The 19494-nt window shown below is 73.0% G+C and carries 18 protein-coding genes; 7 read left to right on the forward strand and 11 right to left on the reverse strand.

The genetic code is table 11. The features are described 5' to 3' along the window. Positions 1–329: 329 nt before the first annotated feature. Positions 330–1838, reverse strand: a complete 1509-nt coding sequence (locus ALMP_RS00760; RefSeq protein WP_264923894.1) for an MFS transporter — start codon at positions 1836–1838, stop codon at positions 330–332. Positions 1839–1982: 144 nt separating this feature from the next. Continuing rightward, complete coding sequence (locus ALMP_RS00765; protein ID WP_264923895.1) at positions 1983–3197, reverse strand: oxygenase MpaB family protein; 1215 nt, start codon at positions 3195–3197, stop codon at positions 1983–1985. Between the two features lie 270 nt (positions 3198–3467). Between ALMP_RS00765 and ALMP_RS00770 the strand changes: the two genes are divergently transcribed. Continuing rightward, positions 3468–4076: a TetR/AcrR family transcriptional regulator gene (locus ALMP_RS00770; protein WP_264923896.1), complete on the forward strand. Its 609-nt coding sequence runs from the start codon at positions 3468–3470 to the stop codon at positions 4074–4076. Between the two features lie 196 nt (positions 4077–4272). Next, positions 4273–5490: an esterase-like activity of phytase family protein gene (locus tag ALMP_RS00775; RefSeq protein ID WP_264923897.1), complete on the forward strand. Its 1218-nt coding sequence runs from the start codon at positions 4273–4275 to the stop codon at positions 5488–5490. 18 nt (positions 5491–5508) lie between these two features. Here the strand turns inward: ALMP_RS00775 and ALMP_RS00780 are convergent, their stop codons facing one another. Then, positions 5509–5865, reverse strand: a complete 357-nt coding sequence (locus ALMP_RS00780) for a MazG-like family protein (protein ID WP_264923898.1) — start codon at positions 5863–5865, stop codon at positions 5509–5511. Between the two features lie 67 nt (positions 5866–5932). Beyond that, positions 5933–6478 (reverse strand): DoxX family protein, encoded by a 546-nt coding sequence (locus tag ALMP_RS00785; protein WP_264923899.1) that lies wholly within the window; start codon positions 6476–6478, stop codon positions 5933–5935. Between the two features lie 157 nt (positions 6479–6635). Between ALMP_RS00785 and ALMP_RS00790 the strand changes: the two genes are divergently transcribed. Then, entirely contained in the window at positions 6636–6962 is a 327-nt protein-coding gene (locus tag ALMP_RS00790; protein WP_264923900.1) for a nuclear transport factor 2 family protein, read from the forward strand. A gap of 316 nt (positions 6963–7278) precedes the next feature. Here the strand turns inward: ALMP_RS00790 and ALMP_RS00795 are convergent, their stop codons facing one another. Beyond that, complete coding sequence (locus ALMP_RS00795) at positions 7279–8049, reverse strand: SDR family oxidoreductase (protein WP_264923902.1); 771 nt, start codon at positions 8047–8049, stop codon at positions 7279–7281. Positions 8050–8194: 145 nt separating this feature from the next. Here ALMP_RS00795 and ALMP_RS00800 point away from each other — a divergent pair, with 145 nt between their 5' ends. Beyond that, complete coding sequence (locus ALMP_RS00800; protein WP_264923903.1) at positions 8195–9835, forward strand: alkaline phosphatase; 1641 nt, start codon at positions 8195–8197, stop codon at positions 9833–9835. Between the two features lies 1 nt (position 9836). Here ALMP_RS00800 and ALMP_RS00805 read toward each other — a convergent pair whose 3' ends face one another. The 3 genes from ALMP_RS00805 to ALMP_RS00815 form a co-directional block, all read right to left on the reverse strand. Then, complete coding sequence (locus ALMP_RS00805) at positions 9837–10823, reverse strand: small ribosomal subunit Rsm22 family protein (RefSeq protein ID WP_264923904.1); 987 nt, start codon at positions 10821–10823, stop codon at positions 9837–9839. A 462-nt stretch (positions 10824–11285) separates the two neighbouring features. Then, positions 11286–12470, reverse strand: coding sequence for a serine hydrolase (locus tag ALMP_RS00810; protein WP_264923905.1), 1185 nt, complete (start codon positions 12468–12470; stop codon positions 11286–11288). Further along, positions 12425–13717 (reverse strand): multidrug effflux MFS transporter, encoded by a 1293-nt coding sequence (locus ALMP_RS00815; RefSeq protein WP_264923906.1) that lies wholly within the window; start codon positions 13715–13717, stop codon positions 12425–12427. Before ALMP_RS00815 ends, ALMP_RS00810 begins: the two co-directional genes overlap by 46 nt. Positions 13718–13797: 80 nt before the next feature. Between ALMP_RS00815 and ALMP_RS00820 the strand changes: the two genes are divergently transcribed. The 3 genes from ALMP_RS00820 (at position 13798) to ALMP_RS00830 (ending at position 16334) form a co-directional block, all read left to right on the forward strand. Next, positions 13798–14808 carry a Gfo/Idh/MocA family protein gene (locus tag ALMP_RS00820; RefSeq protein ID WP_264923907.1) on the forward strand — a complete coding sequence of 337 codons (1011 nt, stop codon included), beginning with the start codon at positions 13798–13800 and terminating at the stop codon, positions 14806–14808. A gap of 61 nt (positions 14809–14869) precedes the next feature. After that, positions 14870–15493: a TetR/AcrR family transcriptional regulator gene (locus ALMP_RS00825; protein ID WP_264923909.1), complete on the forward strand. Its 624-nt coding sequence runs from the start codon at positions 14870–14872 to the stop codon at positions 15491–15493. Positions 15494–15605: 112 nt separating this feature from the next. Then, positions 15606–16334 carry a bifunctional DNA primase/polymerase gene (locus tag ALMP_RS00830; protein WP_264923911.1) on the forward strand — a complete coding sequence of 243 codons (729 nt, stop codon included), beginning with the start codon at positions 15606–15608 and terminating at the stop codon, positions 16332–16334. Positions 16335–16376: 42 nt separating this feature from the next. Here ALMP_RS00830 and ALMP_RS00835 read toward each other — a convergent pair whose 3' ends face one another. Genes ALMP_RS00835 through efeB form a run of 3 tightly spaced genes read right to left on the reverse strand, consistent with a single transcriptional unit; the run spans position 16377 to position 19491 of the window. Then, positions 16377–17390 carry a hypothetical protein gene (locus tag ALMP_RS00835; protein ID WP_264923913.1) on the reverse strand — a complete coding sequence of 338 codons (1014 nt, stop codon included), beginning with the start codon at positions 17388–17390 and terminating at the stop codon, positions 16377–16379. Next, complete coding sequence (gene efeU / locus ALMP_RS00840; protein ID WP_264923914.1) at positions 17338–18222, reverse strand: iron uptake transporter permease EfeU; 885 nt, start codon at positions 18220–18222, stop codon at positions 17338–17340. Before efeU ends, ALMP_RS00835 begins: the two co-directional genes overlap by 53 nt. A 3-nt stretch (positions 18223–18225) precedes the next feature. Further along, positions 18226–19491 (reverse strand): iron uptake transporter deferrochelatase/peroxidase subunit, encoded by a 1266-nt coding sequence (gene efeB / locus ALMP_RS00845; RefSeq protein ID WP_264923915.1) that lies wholly within the window; start codon positions 19489–19491, stop codon positions 18226–18228. Positions 19492–19494 lie beyond the last annotated feature (3 nt).

Raw genomic sequence — 19494 nt, forward strand, 5'->3', positions numbered from 1 at the left:
CGTCCACACAGTCCTCATGCCCCTGAACACGGCCAGCAGACAGACCTAACGGAGTCCTACTAGTAGGGGTCCGGGCCAGTCCACCCGGTAGCAGCCACTACCTCGCGTGGGCTCTCCAGGATTGACAACCGTCGGTTACAAAATGCGGCCGAGTCTGGTCAGCTGCACTACCTCGGGTCCCACGCCCCTGCCCGGAAGGCGTCGATCTGGGGCGGCAGCTTCGCCATCGACTCCGAGCACGCCCGCCTGCTCGGAGTCGCCTTCGACGAACGCCTCGGCCGGATCGGCAGTTCCCTCGTGGTCCAGGTCAGGAGGGTCCCGGTCGGTTCTCACATGTGGACGACGGGGGCCGCGTCGGGGTCCTGCTCGGGTACGCCCCGCCGGTAGAGCAGGACGCTGATGACCAGTCCGGCGGCGAAGAAGGCGGCGGACCACCAGTAGGCGATGGAGTAGCCCTCCAGCCCGGCCTGGGCGAGGACCACCGGGTCCTTGGGGTTCCTGCCGTCGAGGTAGTTGGTGAAGGCGGTGGTGAAGAGGGTGTTGAGGAGGGCGGTGCCCAGGGAACCGCCGACCTGCTGCATGGTGTTGACGGCGGCCGAGGCGACACCGGAGTCCTCGGTGGCCACGCCGGCGACGGCCAGGCTCATGGCGGGCGGCATCACCAGGCCGAGCCCGAGACCCGCGACGACCAGCGGGGGCATGACATCCATGACGTAGCCGCTGTTCAGGTCGAGGGCGGTCAGCCAGACCATGCCGGCGGCGGCCAGGCCCATGCCCAGCGGCACGGTCGCCTTGGGGCCGATGCGGGGGATGAGCACGGTCGAGGCGAGAGTGGAGGCCACCATCAGTCCGGCGACCATGGGCAAGAAGGCCAGGCCCGTCTTGACGGGGGTGTAGCCCAGGCTCTGCTGAAGGTAGTAGGTGAGGAAGAGGAAGACACCGAACATGCCGGCACCGCTGATCAGGACGGCGACGAAGGAGGCGCCGCGGTTGCGGTCGAGCAGGACACGCAGGGGCAGCAGCGGGTGGGCGGCGCGGGTCTGCCACCAGGTGAAGACGGCCAGCAGGATTCCACCGGCGAGCAGATAGCCCCAGGTCTGGGTCGAACTCCAGTCGTGGCTCTCGGCGTTGGAGAAGCCGTAGACGAGGCAGAACAGGCCGCCGCCGACCAGGACGGCGCCGGGGACGTCGAGGGTGGCGGACCGGTCGCGGATGGTCCGCCGCAGCAGGAGGGCTCCGCCGACGAAGGCGACGGCCGCGAAGACGAGGTTGACGTAGAGCGTCCAGCGCCAGTCGAGGTACTCGGTGAGCAGGCCGCCCAGGAGCAGGCCGATGGCACCGCCGGCGCCGGCGATGGCGCCGTAGACCCCGAAGGCCCTGGCGCGTTCCCTGGCGTCGGTGAAGGTCACGGTGAGCAGGGACAGCGCGGCGGGGGCGAGCAGGGCGCCGAACAGACCCTGGGCGGCGCGGGCGACGATGAGCATCTCGAAGCTGGTGGCGGCACCGCCGAGGGCCGAGGCGCCGGCGAAGCCGACCAGGCCGACCAGGAAGGTCATCTTGCGGCCGAACAGGTCGGCTATGCGGCCGCCGAGCAGCAGCAGGCTGCCGAAGGCGAGGGCGTAGGCGGTGACGACCCACTGCCGGTCGCCGTCGGAGAAGCCCAGGTCCTGCTGGGCGGAGGGCAGGGCGATGTTCACGATGGTGGCGTCCAGGACGACCATGAGCTGGGCCACGCCGATGACGGCGAGGATCCACCAGCGGTGACGCGGTGGCGCGTCGGAGGGCGGGAGCGTGGACACGGTGGCCGTGCCCGGCGCGTCGTGAGAGGTCTGCGACATGACGGAACTCCTGAAGCGGGATGAAGGAACAGTCGAGAGAGGTGCGGGACGGCTGCGTCGTCGGAGCGCGTCACGTCAGGGGCCCGGCGGGCGCCGGGTGTCCGCAGGCCGGCCGCGTTCGCCGGGGCGGGCGGAGGACGAGGATCAGGCGGCCCCGGCGAGAACGGCCGGGCGGGCGCCTTCCGCGATCCTGCGGCAGGCGCTGCCGCAGGGCTCGACGGCCGCGGTCGGGTCCGGTCCGGGACCGGCCAGCGCTCGACGGCGGGCTTCCTGGGCCGAGGCGGGGGAGTAGGTCTGCCAGTAGCGGGCCTCACGGTTGAGGCGGCTGATCAGCGGGAGGAGATCGGTTGCGGACGGGACCTCGGGAATGCCCACGCGGTCGCCCCACTGCGGTCCGAAGGCGCGCCGCAGCACGCTGTGCAGGAGGTGGCGCACCTGCTCCTCGGACAGGTCCGCGCCGGGTGCGCCGGCCGTGGCGCGGGACTGCGCGTCGACCAGTGCGGTGATCAGCACGCGCGTGTTCTCGTCGGGCGCGGGCGTCACGTGCTCCATCAGGTCCCGCAGCCGGTGCGCACCGGCGTGGTCGTGGACGTCCTGGTGGAGGCTTTCGCCGAGTCCCAGGAGATGCGCGACGTACGCCCAGTACCGGTACAGGTGACGCTCCTCGTCGGGACCTGTGCCGATGCCCAGGGCCTCCAGCGCCCGGAACGCCTCGAAGGTGAACCCGAGCCAGGTGCGGGCCATGTCGAGCCGGCCGATCGGCAGGCCCGTGGCGCCCAGGTCCCACTCCTCGACGGCCCGGGCCCGCATCCGGGCGTGGTGGAGGCGGACCTCGACCGTGGCCAGGTAGCCCGGCCGTCCGCGCAGCAGCCCGCCCGGCCGGACGGTCTGCCGTGCCCACACCCCGGCTTCCGTGAGCCGGCGCGCGGCCAGGTCGGCCGGTCTGCCCTCTGCGACCAGCTGCCGAGCGGTGGCCGGGGACGCGTAGGTGTGGGCGAGGGCGACGGTGACCGAGCAGAGCTGGAACCACATTGGCGCCACGGACAGGCTCGTGAGGTCGCCGCGATGGAGCATCAGGGGGTCGACCCAGGGCGGGGGCGTCTCCAGATGTCGCAGCAGCGCGGCCACGGCCGCGGGGGGTTTCGCGTCCAGGCTCGCCAGGCCGTTCCTGAGCCCTGCGTCGAGGGCGCGCCGCGCGGGCGGGCCGTAGTGGTCCAGTTCGGCGACGACGGCGTCGGCGAGCGGGTCCCCGGCGGTGAACAGGGTCACCAGACGGTCGGTCCGGCTGTCAGGACGGGAGGCCGCCTCCGGGGCGCCCATGCGCTCGCCGGCCTTGCGGGGTGGGGGGTGCGCGGTCATACGGCACTCGCTTTCGCAGAGGGTACGGCCGTCCGGCACAGGGCGGCACCGACCGTCGTGGGGGAGGGCACAAGCGATCTGACGTCTGTCAGATTATCTCTGACGTCTGTCAGATTAGCTTTGTTCTGACAGGTGTCAAGTAAACTGTGGGTGAGGCCCTGAGCCGTGGGCGAGTCCCAGGCGGCCGGTGCGATCGGTGAGGAGACAATGGTGGGAACCAGAACAGAGCCCGCCCGGCGCCCAGGGCGCCCGGGCGCGGACACCCGTGCCGTGCCCGACGAGCAGAGCATTCTCCAGCGCGGACTGGAGGCCTTCGCCGAACTGGGCTACGACGGCGGTTCCGCGCGGGAGCTGGCCCGCCGCCTGGGGGTCAGCCACAACTTCATCAACGACCGGTACGGATCGAAGGCGGCCTTCTGGCGCGCGGTGGTCGACTCCGCCCTGAGCGCGCAATTGGCGGACCTGCCGCAGCCGGACCCCGCGCTCGACGACGCCGAGCAGCTGCGTCTGCTCATCGCCGGCTTCTACCGGAGCGCGGTCGACACACCACTGATCGGACGGGTCCTCGTCAACGAGTTCTCTCGGGACACCGAACGACTCGACTACCTCTACGAGCGGTACATGGCGCCGATCCTCCAGCGCATGGCGTCCAGCGTCGAACGGCTCGTCGCCGCCGGCCGTATGGCGCCCATCCCGCTGGACGTCCTCTTCTTCGCCGTCATTCCCCCCGTCTCGGGGATGCTGGACGGCCCTCTTGCGCGCCGCCTGGGCAGGCCGGAGCCCACGGCGCAACAGCTCACGGCCACGGCTGAGTTGCTGGCGCGGCTGGTGGTCAACGGCCTGCTCGCCACCGGTGCGGAGGAGCGCGGCGGAGCCTGAGGCGCGTACGGTTCAGCCACCGCGCTCTCCCACTGGGCCGCCGGGCCCTCCCGATGAAGCCCGCCCCGCCAGCACGGGGCAGCCCCCGCACGGGGCAGCCCACCCACCCGCCAGTGACCGGTCGGCCGGCGCGCCCCCACTCGCCCGTCGCCCGCAGTTCGACCCCCCGTCACCCCGTGTCCCTACCGTGCCGCCCATGAGAAGACTCTCGATCATGGTCACCGCCGCGGCGCTGACCCTCGGCCTCGCTGCCGCGCCCGCGGGGGCCGAACACGCGGCTGCCGGGGCCGGACCGGCGCCCGCCGGCTTCGGGCGGGCCACGCTCACCGGGTTCGCCGCGCTGCCCGCCGAGACCTTCGTGCCGGGGAGCGAGGCGTCCGGGGCGGCGATCGGGGCGGGGCCGTTCAACGGGGTCGTCGCGCCCTTCGCCCACCAGCCCGTGCAGGGCTTCAGCGGGGTCGTCAAGCGGCGTGACGGCACGTACGACGTGCTGTCGGACAACGGGTACGGCAACAAGGCCAACAGCGCCGACTTCCTGCTGCGCGTGCACCGGGTCGAGCCCGACACCCGTACCGGCGAGGTCACCGTGCTGGGCGGGTTCCATCTGAGCGACCCCGACCACAAGGTGCCGTTCGCGCTGACCCGCGCCGACCGGGTGCTCACCGGCGCCGACTTCGACGTCGAGTCGATCGTGCGGGTGGCGGACGGAAGCTACTGGATGGGTGACGAGTTCGGGCCGTTCCTGCTGCACTTCTCCGCCACCGGGCGGCTCCTCCAGGCCCCCGTCCCGCTGGCCGGCGTACAGGCGCCGGAGAACCCGTACCTGAACGGCGCTCGGCCCACCCTCGGCGGCAGCAAGGGCTTCGAGGGGCTCGTGCGCGGGGTCGACGGGCGTCATCTGTATCCGCTCACGGAGGGCACGGTCACCGGTGACACCCCGGGCGACCTGCGCTTCAGCGAGTTCGACCTGCGCAAGGGCCGGTACACCGGCAAGCGGTTCGTCTACCGTCTGGAGTCCACCTCGCACGCCATCGGGGACGCCATCGCCGTCGACCGGCACCGCTTCCTCGTCGTCGAGCGTGACGGCGGGCAGGGCGACACCGCCAAGTTCAAGCGGATCTACCTCGTCGACACCCGGGACCGCGACGGTGACGGAGCCGTCGACAAGACGCTCGTCGCCGATCTGCTCGACCTCGCCGACCCCAAGGGGCTGGGCGGCTCCGGGCCGACCTTCCGCTTCCCGTTCCAGACCATCGAGGACCTCGCCCTCCTCGACGACCGTACGGTCGCGGTCCTGAACGACAACAACTTCCCGTTCTCCTCCGGCCGGACGCCGGGGAAGCCGGACGACAACGAGTTCATCACCGTACGGCTGTCCGCCCCGCTGCACGCCGACCCGCGCGCGCTGCGCTGAGTCGCCCGTGCCCGGGTGTCACGGGGCGGTCGTGCCCAGGGACCGCTCCGTCACCCGGGCCAGGTGCCGGGTGAACACCTCCCGTGCCTGGGGCGTCAGCGTCCGCAGCGCCACCAGCGCCGTGATGACGACGTCGCACAGCTCCGACTCGACGTCCTCCCACGAGTGGCTGACGCCCTTGCGGGGGTTCTGGCCGGTCGCGCCGATCACCGCCTGGGCGACCTCGCCGACCTCCTCCGACAGCTTCAGCATGCGCAGCAGCAGGGCTTCCGGACCGTCGACGGGCCGGCCGGCCTCCAGCCAGGTCCACAGGGCGTCGACGGTGCTCCACAGGTCGGCGTCGGCCGCGCCGGGCGAGGTTCGCTGATCGGTCATGGGCGCAGCCTGCCATGCCCGGGCCCGCCCCCCGGACCGCCGGTGCGCGAAACAGCCGGGCGCGCGGCTACTCCTCGAAGAGCACCTCCTGCTCGCCCTCCTCCCGCTTCCGCAGCCGCCTGGTGCGCAGGCCCACGATCACCGCGGTGGCCGCGGCCGTCACGCCCAGGGCCGTCGAGACCATCCAGCCCCGGTTGACCGTGTGACCGAGGGCGTGGTCGAGGGAGAGGCGTCCGGGGCCGGCGACGGCGAGGGCCGCCCCGGTCAGGCCCAGGGAGGCCGCGTACTCGTAGCCGCCGCTCTGCGCGAAGAAGCCGTTGGGCACGTGCACCGCGGAGGCGCCCGCCATCGCGCCGGCCGCGGCCGCGCCCGCCGCCGGGGTGGCCAGGCCGAGCGCCAGCAGGGCGCCGCCGCCGGCCTCCGCCAGGCCCGCCGCCGTCGCGCTCGCCTTGCCGGGCGCGTAGCCGACGGACTCCATGAACTGGCCGGTTCCCTCCAGTCCGTGCCCGCCGAACCAGCCGAACAGCTTCTGCGTGCCGTGGGCCACCAGCACTCCTCCGGTGCCCAGCCGAAGCAGCAACAGGCCCAGATCACGTCGGTCGTAACTAGTCACGGTGCACTCCAGACGACGGCGATGACCCCCTTCGCCTATCCACCGTCCCACCCCTCACACCTCCCTGCCCGACCCCGGCGCCGTTCGGGTGGCGGGGGCCGAGGGGCGACACCGGCTCGGGTGGCGGCGGCCGGAAGGCGGTGTGACGCTGGCCCGTATGACGATCCAGACCGGAAGACTCACCGACCCGGCCGTCCGGGCCTTCGTGTCCGCCGTCAACGCCCATGACCGGCAGGCCTTCCTCAGCCTTCTCACGCCCGACGCGACGATGGCGGACGACGGGTCCGACCGCGACCTCGCCGAGTGGATCGACCGGGAGATCTTCTCCTCGCACGGCCACATGGAGGTCGACCGGGAGTCGGACGGCGGCCGTGCCCTCCTCGCCCGCTACAGCAACGACACCTGGGGCGAGATGCGCACCAAGTGGCGGTTCGTCGTCGAGGACGACGGACGTATCTCCCACTTCGAGACCGGGCAGGCCTAGAAGAAGCAAAGGCAGGTGCTTCCGGGGCCGTCGGGAGCGGTGGCCGGCCGCGCGGCGTCGACGCCGCGCGCCGTGGTGTACGGCAGCCGCTCCACGGTCCGGTGCGCACCTCGCGGTCCCACGCGAGGTCCCCCCCATCCGGTGCCGTGGAACGGCTGCCGTCCTCCCCCCTCGGTGCGGTCCGCGGAGTTCTGCCCTCCGACTGTGGAGCTTTTGTGGAGGCAGGACGAGCATAAGCCGCCGACCCGCGACGATGGTGCGGACATTTATATTCCGCTTGTGTAGGTTGACCGTTCACCTGCCGCCGGCCGACCGCTCAGCCGCGCCCCACGTACGGCATCGCCGTCGCCAGCACCGTCGCGAACTGCACGTTCGCCTCCAGCGGCAGCTCCGCCATGTGCCGCACCGTGCGCGCCACGTCGGCGACGTCCATCACCGGTTCCGGCGCGATCTCCCCGTTGGCCTGCAACGCGCCCGTCCCCATCCGGGCCGTCATGTCGGTCGCGGCGTTGCCGATGTCGATCTGCCCGACCGCGATGCCGTACGCCCGCCCGTCCAGTGACAGCGACTTGGTCAGGCCGGTGAGGGCGTGCTTGGTCGCTGTGTAGGCGACCGAGTGCGGACGCGGTGTGTGCGCGGAGATCGAGCCGTTGTTGATGATCCGGCCGCCCCGCGGGTCCTGCTCCTTCATCTGCCGGTACGCCGCCTGCGCGCACAGGAACGCCCCGTTGAGGTTGGTGTCCACCACGTGCCGCCAGGCCTCGTAGGGCAGGTCCTCGACGGGGACCCCGCCCGGCCCGAACGTGCCCGCGTTGTTGAACAGCAGGTCCAGCCGCCCGAACCGGTCCCGTACGGCGGTGAAGAGCGCCGCGACGTCATCGGGCTGTGAGACGTCCGTCCGTACGACGAGACGCGCGGCCTCGGGCACCAGCGCCGCCGTCTGCTGAAGGGTCTCGGTGCGGCGGCCCGCGAGCGCCACCGACCAGCCGGCGCGCAGCAGTTCCACGGCCACCGCGCGGCCGATGCCGGAACCGGCGCCGGTGACCACCGCGATCTTCGACTGTTCGTCACTCCGCATGGCATCCATGGGTCCGCAGCGTACGACAGGGTCCGCCATCCGGAACGCTTTCGTCCGCCATCCGACTGTTGTGTACGTGCCAACCTGAGGTCGTTCTCAGGACGTCCCCGGCCATTCCAATGCCTCCTGCATCCATCGTCAGGGGAGGACCGGAATGACACCGGCAGCACACCAGTCCCAGCACGCCCCCGAACTGCGCGCGGCCGCCCGGCACATCGGACGCCGCCGCTTCCTCACCGTCACCGGCGCCGCCGCGGCGCTCGCCTTCGCGGTGAACCTGCCCGCCGCCGGCTCCGCGGCCGCCGCCGAACTCGACCCCGCGCGGATCACCGACGACCCCTTCACCCTCGGCGTCGCCTCCGGTGACCCGCTGCCCGATTCCGTGCTCCTGTGGACGCGCCTCGCCCCGGCCCCCTACCAGCCCGACGGCGGCCTGCCCGCCGAGCGCGTCGCCGTCCGCTGGGAACTGGCCCTGGACGAGAGGTTCCGACGGATCGTCAGACGCGGCACCGTCACCGCCCACCCCGAGTTCCACCACACCGTCCACGTCGAGGTCCCCCACCTCGCCCCCGACCGCGTCCTGCACTACCGCTTCCGCGTGGGCGGCTGGATCAGCCCCGTCGGCCGCACCCGCACCGCGCCCGCCACCCGCGCCCACGTCTCGCGGCTGAAGCTCGCCGCCGTCTCCTGCCAGGCCTACGCCGACGGCTACTACACCCCCTACGCCCACCTCGCCCAGGACGACGTCGACGTCGTCCTCCACCTCGGGGACTACCTCTACGAGTACGCGATCAACTCGGTCGGCAACAACCGCAACTACACCGACCGCACCCTCCCCGACCTGTTCAACCGCGAGACGGTCACCCTGGAGGACTACCGCCTGCGGTACGCCCTCTACAAGTCCGACCCCGACCTGATGGCCGCGCACGCCGCGCACCCCTTCGTCGTCACCTGGGACGACCACGAGACCGAGAACAACTACGCCGGCGACATCCCCGAGAACAGCGTCCCGCCGGAGGAGTTCCTGCTGCGCCGCGCCTCCGCCTACCGCGCCTACTGGGAGAACCAGCCACTGCGCCGCCCCCAGCTGCCCGACGGCCCCGACATGCGGCTCTACCGCCGCCTGCACTGGGGCACCCTCGCGCAGTTCGACGTCCTCGACACCCGCCAGTACCGCTCCAACCAGGCCTACGGCGACGGCGCGCAGCTGCCCGGGCCCGACATCGACGACCCCTCGCGCACGATGACCGGCGCCACCCAGGAGCGGTGGCTGCTCGACGGCTGGCGCGCCTCACGGGCGCTGTGGAACGTCGTGCCGCAGCAGGTCACCTTCTCGCAGCGCAAGCTCGACCTGAACCCGGTCGCGAAACTGTCGATGGACGCCTGGGACGGCTACCGCGCCTCCCGTCGCCGCGTCCTGGACGGCGCGAAGGCCGCCGGCGTCGACAACCTGATGGTCCTCACCGGCGACGTGCACGTCGGGTACGCCTTCGACATCAAGGACGACTTCGACGACCCGGCGTCGCGCACCCTCGGCACGGAGATCGTCGCCACGTCGATCGCGAGCGGCCGCAACGGCTCCGACAAGCCCGCGAACTGGAACACCTACATGACCGCCAACCCGCACCTGAAGTTCTACAACGGGCGGCGCGGCTACGTCACCGTCGCCCTCGGCCGCGACCTCGCCCGCGCCGACTTCAGGACCGTCCCGTACGTCACCACGCCCGGCGCCCCCGTCAGCACGGCCGCGTCGTTCGTGACCGAGGTGGGTGAGCAGGGGCTCAAGCCGGCCTGACTCAGGCCTCCGGCGGCCAGGGATCGCCCCAGTCGGCGTCCCGGGCCGCCTTGTACAGGCCGCCGTGGCGTTTGGTCACCGTCGTCCGCGTCAGGCGCTCCTCGGCCCCGCACAGGTCGAGGAGCACCTGGCCCTTGCGGATCTGCGGGCGCCGCACCACCCGGGAGGGCGCCGGTTCGACGGGGAAGCGGGCCGCGGCGACGTAGGCGAACTTCTCGTCCTCGTACGGCAGGGAGCCGCCCTTGACCTGGCGGTGCAGGGAGGAGCGGCTGACCCGCGCCGAGAAGTGGCACCAGTCCTCGCCGGGCACGATCGGACAGGCCGCGCTGTGCGGGCAGGGCGCCGCGACGCGGAAACCGGCCCCGATCAGCCGGTCGCGGGCCTCGATGACCCGGGCGTAGCCGTCCGGGGTGCCCGGTTCGACGATCACCACCGCCCGCGCGGCGGACGCGGCGGCGTCCACCAGGGCGGCGCGGTCGGAGGGGGGCAGCTCGTTGAGGACGTAGGACACGGTGACGAGGTCCGTCTCCGGGAGGGCGAGCTGCGCTCCGATGCGGGCGCGCTGCCACCGTACGTCCCGCAGCGCCGGGTTCGCGGCGGCGATCTCCCGGCCGAGGGCGAGGGCCGGCTCCGCCCAGTCCAGCACGGTCACCGGGCGCGGCCCGGACCAGGTGGCGCTGACCGCCCAGGTCGCCGCGCCCGTGCCGCCGCCCACGTCGACATGGCCGGAGGGCGTCCAGTGCGGTACGGCGTCCGCGAACGCCTCCAGCGCCGAGCGCACCGCCTCGAAGGTCGCCGGCATGCGGTACGCGGCGTACGCGGCGACGTCCGCGCGGTCGCGCAGGATGGGGGCGTCGGTCGGGGTGGCGCCCCGGTAGCTGGCGATCAGCCGTTCCACGGCCGCGGAGGCCTGCCGGGGCGGGAGACCGTCGAGCAGGGAGTCCAGGGCGTCGCGGAGGGCTTCCGCCGGAGGTGCGGGGGCGTTCACCCGGCGATTCTACGAGTGCTCGGGGGAGGGGGTGGCGTGGGTCCGCGCCGCGGGACCGCCGCTACCGGCCCTGGCGGGCCTCGTCCGGCGCTACAGGGCTGCCGCCCCGGGCCGCTGCTGTCGGTCCTGGCGGGCCTCGTCCGGCGCTGCGGGGCTGCCGCCCCGGACCGCTGCTGTGGTCCTGGCGGGCCTTGCCCCGTGCTGCGGGACTGCGGGGCCGCCGCCCCGGACCGCCGCTGCCGGCCGTGGCGGCCTCGTCCGGCGCTGCGGAGGCTGCCGCGCCGGGCCGTTGCTGTCGGCCCTGGCGGGCCTCGTCCGGTGCCGCGGGGGCTGCCGCCCCCGGGGACCCCCGCTGCCGGCCCTGGACGGGCCTCGTCCTCGAACGCCGGACGGGCCGTGATCACCCGGCCGCGCTCACAGGGCCCGGACGGGTTGCCATGACCGGCCCGCGCTCCCCAGGGCCTAGGTTCCGGACGGGGTCGGGATCACCGCGCGTGCCAGGTGGGACGCCGCCGCCGCTCGTGGTCTGCTGTCCGGGGCGCGTCTTCGCGGGTGCACGGTGTTGGCCAGCAGCACCAGGAACGTGTCCGTCGTCGGGTCCAGGACCAGCGAGGTCCCCGTGAAGCCCGTGTGGCCGGCCGCGCCCCGGCCCGCCAGCTCGCCCATGAACCACGGCTGGTCCACGGCGAAGCCCAGGCCCGGCGGGGTCAGCAGAAGCTCCACGAAGTCGGGGCCGAGGATGCGGGCGGGGCCGTAGGAGCCGCCGGCCAGCAGGGTGCGGCAGAACACCGCCAGGTCACCGGCCGTGGAGAACAGGCCCGCGTGACCGGCCACACCGCCCAGCGCCCAGGCGTTCTCGTCGTGCACGACACCCCGCAGCATGCCCCGGTCCGCCTTGGCCCACGGCCGGCGCTGGTACTCCGTGGCCGCCGCGCCGGGGCAGGGACCGAACGTGGTCGACGTCATACCGAGCGGGCGGGTGATGCCGTCGTGGACGAGGACGTCCAGGGCGCGGCCGGTCAGCCGTTCCAGGAGGTGCTGGAGCAGCAGCATGTTCAGGTCGGAGTACGCGTACACGCCCGGCTCGCGGGCCGGTGCCTCGGCGCGCAGCAGCTCCAGCCGCTCGGCGTCGTCGGCGCAGTCGTACAGGGGCAGCTCGGGGCGCAGCCCGGAGGTGTGGGTGAGGAGTTGGCGGACCGTGATGTCGTGGGCGGCCGCCGCGTGGAAGTCGGGCAGGTAGGCGCCCACGCGGGCGTCGATGCCGAGCGTGCCCCGCTCGATCTGCTGCACCGCCGCCACCGAGGTGAACAGCTTGGTGAGGGAGGCCAGGTCGAAGGGGGTGTCGACGGTCATCGGGACGCGGGCCGAGGCCGGCAGCTCCACACCCGCGTCGGTCTCCGGGTCGTAGCGCGCGTACCGCACGGCCCAGCCCGCCGCCTCCCGTACGGCGATCACCGGGCCGCGCCCGGCGAGCACGACGGCGCCCGCCGCCCAAGGGCGCTCTCCGGTGGTGAGGTCATGGACCTCGCGCACGAGGTGACGCATCTCCTCGGGGTCGAGTCCGGCCCGTTCCGGGGTGTCGACCCGCAGTCTTGGTGCGCTCAGCTCTCGGCTCCCTCCGCCCCCGTGTCCTTCCAGGGACGGCACATAATCACGAAGCAGGTCAGCGCCACCAGCGCCGCCGTCAACTGGACGACGGCCATCGGGACGGCGGTGTCCTCGCCGGCGATCCCGACGAGCGGCGAGGCGACCGCGCCGATCAGGAAGGACGACGTGCCCAGCAGGGCCGACGCCGAGCCGGCGGAGTGACGCACCCGCAGCAGGGCGAGGGTCTGGGCGTTGGGCAGGGTCACGCCCATCGCGGACATCAGGACGAACAGGGCGGCCGCGACCGGGGTCAGCCCCACCGCGCCGAACACGCCCGTCGACATCAGCAGCAGCGCCGTCGCCGCCAGCACCACCACCGTGAGCCCCACGGCCAGCACCCGGGTCAGGCGCACCCGGCCCACCAGCACCTTGCCGTTGAGCTGGCCGACCGCCACCAGGCCGATCGAGTTCAGGCCGAAGAGCAGGCCGAAGGTCTGCGGGGAGGCGCCGTGGATCTCCTGGATCACGAACGGCGAGGCCGAGATGTACGCGAACAGCGCGGCGAAGGCGAACCCGCCGGTGAGCAGGTAGCCGGCGAAGAGCCGGTCGGCGAGGAGGCGGCGCATCGAGTGCAGGGCCTCGCCCACACCGCCCGCGTGCCGGTCGGCGCGGGCCAGCGTCTCCGGGAGTCTCACCGCCACCAGCACGGTCAGCAGCAGCCCGAGGACGGTCAGTGCGACGAAGACGCCCCGCCAGTCCGTGATCCGCAGGATCTGGCCGCCGATCAGCGGCGCCACCACCGGGGCCACGCCCGAGACCAGCATCAGCGTGGAGAAGAAGCGGGCCATCGCCACGCCGTCGTACAGGTCCCGCACGACGGCCCGCGCGATCACGATGCCCGCGGCGCCCGCCAGGCCCTGGGCCAGGCGGAAGGCGACCAGCAGCTCCACCGTGGGCGCCAGCGCGCACAGGGCGGTCGCCACGACGTACACGGCGAGGCCGGCCAGCAGCGGGCGGCGGCGGCCCCAGCGGTCGCTCATCGGGCCCACCACCAGCTGCCCGAACGCCATGCCGGCCAGGCAGGCGGTCAGGGTGAGCTGGACCGTCGCGGCGGGCGCGGACAGCGCGTCGGTGACCTCCGGCAGCGCCGGCAGGTACATGTCCATCGCGAGCGGGGGAGTGGCGGTCAGGCCGCCCAATATCAACGTGACCAGCAGTCCCGCACGGCGCTGTGCGCGCAGCGGCGGGTCCGCCTTCGGCACGACCGCCCGCGACACCTCCGGTGTCGGCGCCCCACCCTCGCCCATGTGCCCCTCCCTCTCCGGCATCCGCGCCACCTATGCTCTCAGCTCGAACGGACTGCTGGGACGGCACAGGAGCGGGGCGGATGACGACGGACAGTGTGCGGTGGGGGATTCTGGCGACCGGCGGGATCGCCGCCGCGTTCACGGCGGACCTGATCGACCTTCCCGACGCGGAGGTCGTCGCGGTCGCCTCGCGCACCGAGGCCTCGGCGCGGGCCTTCGCCGAACGGTTCGGGATAGCCCGCGCCTACGGCGACTGGGAGGAGCTGGCGAAGGACGCGGACATCGATGTCGTCTACGTCGCCACCCCGCACTCCGCGCACCGGGCCGCCGCCGGGCTCTGCCTGGAGGCCGGGCGGAACGTGCTGTGCGAGAAGCCGTTCACGCTGAACGTGCGCGAGGCCGAGGAACTCGTCGAGCTGGCCCGGGACAACGGGCGCTTCCTCATGGAAGCCATGTGGATGTACTGCAACCCGCTGATCCGCCGGCTGAAGGCCCTCGTCGACGACGGCGCGATCGGCGAGGTGCGCACCGTGCAGGCCGACTTCGGCCTGGAGGGCCCCTTCCCGCCCGCGCACCGGCTGCGCGACCCGGCCCAGGGCGGCGGCGCCCTGCTCGACCTCGGTGTCTACCCCGTCTCCTTCGCCCAGCTCCTGCTCGGCGAACCCACCGGCGTCCGCGCCCAGGCCGTCCTCTCCGCCGAGGGCGTCGACCTCCAGACGGCACTGGCGCTGTCCTGGGAATCCGGCGCGCTCGCCGCCCTGCACTGCTCCGTCGTCGGCGGCACGGGGGTCTCCGCGTCGGTGACCGGCTCGCGCGGCCGCATCGACATCCCGTCCGGGTTCTTCCACCCCGACCGTCTCGTCCTGCACCGCGCCGGCCGCGACCCGGAGGAGTTCACCGCCGACCCGGCCGACGGCCCCCGCACCACCTTCCGCCACGAGGCCCGCGAGGTCATGCGCGCGATCCGCGCCGGCGAGACCGAGTCCCCCCTCGTGCCCCTCGACGGCACCCTCGCCGTGATGCGGACCCTGGACACGGTCCGCCACCAGATCGGCGTCCGCTACCCGGGTGAGGCGGAGCCGGCCGCGTAGCCCCGCCGGGGGCCGCCCGGAGGCGAGACGGCACGTCTCACCGGCTTGGTACCGTCGTCACATGGTCACCCAGTCCGGAAAGTCGGCCCCCGACACCACCCGCCGCAGCGAGAGGTCCCGCCGCGCCATCTACGAGGCCGCGCTCGCCCTCGTCGTCGAGGTCGGCTACCCCAGGACCACCATCGAGGGCATCGCCGCCCGCGCGGGCGTCGGCAAGCAGACCATCTACCGCTGGTGGGGGTCGAAGGCCGACGTCCTGCTGGAGGCGTTCCTCGACCTCAGCGGCCAGGCGGCGCAGGAGGCGGGCGGCGAGCCGTACGCCATCCCCGACACCGGAGACCTCGCCGCCGACATCAAGGCCGTGCTGCGGGCCACCGTCGACCAGCTGAAGGACCCGAGGTTCGAGGCCCCCTCCCGGGCCCTGGCCGCGGAAGGCGTGGTCAACGAACAGGTCGGCCGGGAGTTCATGACCAAGCTCATGGAACCCAGCCTCCAGCTGTACGTCGACCGGCTGCGCTCCGCGCAGGAGGCGGGTCAGGTCCGCGCCGAGATCGACCCGCGCATCGCGCTGGAGTTCTTCATCTCACCGCTCGCCCAGCGCTGGCTCCAGTACACCGGTCCGATCTCCTACGAGTACACCGACACCCTCGTCGACTACGCCCTGTACGGCCTCGCCCCCCGCTGACCGCTCGGGGCATCCGTCCCACCTGCCCCGATTGATGGCTCCGGACCCCCGATGCGCAGGATGGTGGGACCATAGGGCATGCTGTCCGCACCACAGCGAGGCGAGGGGATAGATGAGCGCGGAGATCGGCGGCCGCACCGGCCGGCAGGGCAAACTCTCCCAGTGGCTGCGCGGACGCCGCCCGAAGGAGGCCGCCGACGAAGGCGGCCGTGAGGCCCTGCTGCTCGCCGCCGCCGGAGCGGGACTCCCGCTCGCGCCCGCCGCCCATCCGGTCTCCGGCTACCGCTGTTCCTGCGACCGGGTCGGCTGTCCGACCCCCGGCCGGCACCCCCTCTCCTTCGCCTGGCAGACGCAGTCCACCACCGACCGCGCCCAGATCGAACGCTGGGCCCGCCACCAGCCGCAGGCCAACTTCATCACCGCCACCGGCATGACCCACGACGTCCTGGACGTGCCGCTGGAGGCCGGCCGCGAGGCCCTGGACCGGCTGCTCGGCTCCGGCGTCGAGGTCGGCCCGGTCGCCGGCAGCGACGACGGCCGCATGCTCTTCTTCACCCTCACCCGCGGCACCCCCGAGGACGAGGACGAGTGGTGGCCCTGCGAGCTGGACTGCCACCCCGAGACCATGGACGAGCATCCTGGCCTGCGCTGGCACTGCCGCGGCTCCTACGTCCTCGTCCCGCCCGCCCGCCTCCCCGGCGACGACGACCAGGGCGTGCACTGGCTCCGCGGCCCCGAACACCCCCTCCCGGACCCGCTGACCCTCCTGGAGACCCTGACGGACGCCTGCGCGCGGCACGGGGGCGAGGCGGCGACGGCCACCTGGCCGCCGCGGCACTGAGCCGCCGCCCGTCGCCCGCCTGCTCGGCCGCCTGTCGCTCGGCTATTCGCCCTTGGCCGCCGTGAGTCCCTCCAGCCGGCTGATCAGCGACACCTTGCCGTCCCCGGACCCCTTGCCGGGATCCAGCGCCACCCCGTTCGAGACGAACTCCATCGTCAGCGACTGCTTGATCTCCCCGGTGGTCAGCGCCAGCACGTTCGCGTTGGGCGTGGGCACCGTCGCGCCCGCCGCGGCCGTCTGCTTCACATAGTGGTGCGTGGCGAAGAAGACGACGGCCCCGCCGTCCGTGGTGCGCAGCGCCAGCGGCGCGTGGTCGCCGTTCGTCAGCGGCTCGTCGATGTACTGCGTGGCCAGGCCCGGCTTGCTGGAGTTCTTCGTACGCGCCGCCCGCAGGTCGCTGGTGTGCGCCCCGTCGGCGAAGGTCGCGCCGCCGCTTTGCAGGTACGTCGTGTAGTCCTTGCTCAAAGCCTGGGGCGGGCGCGCCAGTTCGGCGGAGTCGGCCGGTACGGCCTCGGCCCAGCCGTCTTTGTCCTTGGTGAACTCCGGCAGCGCGCCCGGCGTCACCAGCGTCAGATACGCCGCCTGCCAGGTCTCCGAGATCCCGTGCCGGGTGAACACCAGCACCCAGCGGGCGCCGCCGCCCTTGTTGGCCTGCGCGTCCGCCACGAACCAGCGCGGCCAGCCGGCCTTCTTGGGGATGGTGTACCGCACGTCCGTCAGCTTCAGCGGTGTGTGCTGCGGATTGCCGTTCGGGTTGTTGACCCGCCCGGCCTTCAGCCGTGCCGCGTCGATGGACCCGAGCGCCCCGGTGGTGTACTCGGCGTCGAGGGAACTGTCGTACGCCGCGTCGGCCTTGTTGTACGCGGTCGTGAACTCCCCGAGCGCTTCGGCGGCTTCGGCCCGGGTGGCGGCGGGGAGCACCTCGCGCTCCCCATGGACCACCACGCATCCGCTCGCCGTCAGCGACACGACGGTCAGCGAGACCGCCACGAGTGCGTTGCCCTCACGCCTGCGAAGCCGTGGACGGCCGGTCCTCAGGCTGCGTTCCCTGGTCATCAGGTGCCTTCACCTTCCCCTTCCCGGAGGCGAACCCTACCGGGGCGAGGAACAGCGCGAGCGTCGGGACCAGGTACAGCAGCCACACCGTGACCTGGAGGACCGTCGGATCGGGCTGGAAGTTGAACACGCCCTTCAGCAGGGTGCCGTACCAGCTGTCCGGCGGGACGGCGCCGCTGATGTCGAAGGCCTTGTCGGTCAGGCCCGGCAGCCAGTCGGCCTCCTGGAGGTCGTGGAAGCCGTAGGCGAGGACGCCCGCCGCGACGACGACCAGCATGCCGCCGGTCCAGGTGAAGAACCTGGACAGGTTGATGCGCAGGGCGCCCCGGTAGAACAGCCAGCCCAGCAGGACGGCCGTGGCCAGGCCCAGCGCCACGCCGATCAGCGGGCGCGGAGTGCCGTCGCCGGCCGCGTGCACCGACGCCCACACGAACAGCGCGGTCTCCAGGCCTTCCCGGCCCACGGCGAGGAACGCGGTGACGACCAGCGCGCCGGTGCCCATCGCGAGGGCCGCGTCGAGCTTGCCGTGCAGCTCCGACCTCAGGTGCCGGGCGGTGCGCCGCATCCAGAACACCATCCACGTCACCAGCACCACGGCGAGGATCGACAGGGAGCCGCCGAGCGCCTCCTGCGCCTCGAACGTCAGCTCCTGGGAGCCGAATTCGAGGGCCGAGCCGAAGCCCAGCGCGAGCAGCACCGCCACGGCGATGCCGGCCCACACCGGCTTCAGCGCCTCCCGGCGTTCCGTCTTCACCAGGTAGGCGATGAGGATGCAGACCACGAGACTGGCCTCCAGGCCCTCCCGCAGACCGATCAGGTAGTTGGAGAACACGGGCTAGGCCTCCTTGGAGAACAGCGTCCGGCCCCACCAGTCGTCCGCGTCCCGGACGCCCGGCGGGATCGCGAAGACGGCCGAACCCACGTGCTGGATGTACTCGTTGAGCGCGTCGGTCGCCAGGTTGCGCTGGACCGGGATGAACCCGGTGCGCACATCGCGCTGGTAGGCGAGGAAGAACAGGCCGGCGTCCAGGCGGCCCAGGCCGTCGGTGCCGTCGGTGAAGGAGTAGCCGCGGCGCAGGATCGTCGCCCCGTGGTTGGAGTCGGGGTGGGCGAGCCGCACGTGCGCGTCGGGTTTCATCGCCTTCAGGAACGGCTCGTCGCGCTCCTTCGCCCTGCCGACGGGGGCTCCCTCGCCCTTGTCGCGGCCGAAGACGTCCTCCTGCTCCTGGAGGGAGGTGCGGTCCCAGGTCTCGATGTGCATGCGGATACGGCGGGCGACGAGGTAGGAGCCGCCGGCCATCCAGGCGGGCCCGTCCTTCTCGCCGACCCAGACGAACTTCTCCAGCCGGTCCGTCTCGGTGCCCGCGATGTTGCGGGTGCCGTCCTTGAAACCCATCAGGTTGCGGGGGGTCTGCGCCTCCGGCGTCGTCGAGGAGGTCTTGCCGAAGCCGAGCTGCGACCAGCGGATGACGACCTTGCCCATGCCGATCCGGGCCAGGTTGCGGATGGCGTGCACCGCGACCTGCGGGTCGTCCGCGCACGCCTGCACGCACAGGTCGCCGCCGCTGCGGGCCGCGTCCAGGTTGTCCCCGGCGAACCGCGGCAGGTCCACGAGGGCCTCCGGCCGCTCGCCGGCAAGCTGGAATTTGGTGAACAGCGACGGGCCGAAGCCGACGGTGAGGGTCAGCCGGGACGGCTTGAGGCCCAGCGCCTCGCCCGTGTCGTCCGGCGGCGCCTCGGGCAGGCCGCCGTACGCGCCCTCCCCGACCGTCCGCCCGGCCGTCATCCGGCGGGCCGCCTCGGTCCAGTCCTTCAGCAGCCGTACGAACTCGGCGCGGTCGGTGGTGGTCACGTCGAACGCGGCGAAGTGCAGCCGGTCCTGCACGGGCGTGGCGATGCCCGCCTGGTGCGTGCCGTGGAAGGCGACGGCGGCGCCCGCCGCGGCTCCGGCCGGGTCGGTGTCGTGGCCGGTGCGGGCCACCGCGACCGCGCCGCCGGCCGCGGCGGCCCCGAGCGCGAGACCCGCGCCGCCCCAGCCGATCAGCGCCCGCCGGGTGGGGGCGGGCGGGGTGCTGCTGTCCTGGTCCGTCAGATCCGGCATGTC

The organism is Streptomyces sp. A012304, assembly GCF_026008495.1.
Taxonomy (GTDB): domain Bacteria; phylum Actinomycetota; class Actinomycetes; order Streptomycetales; family Streptomycetaceae; genus Streptomyces.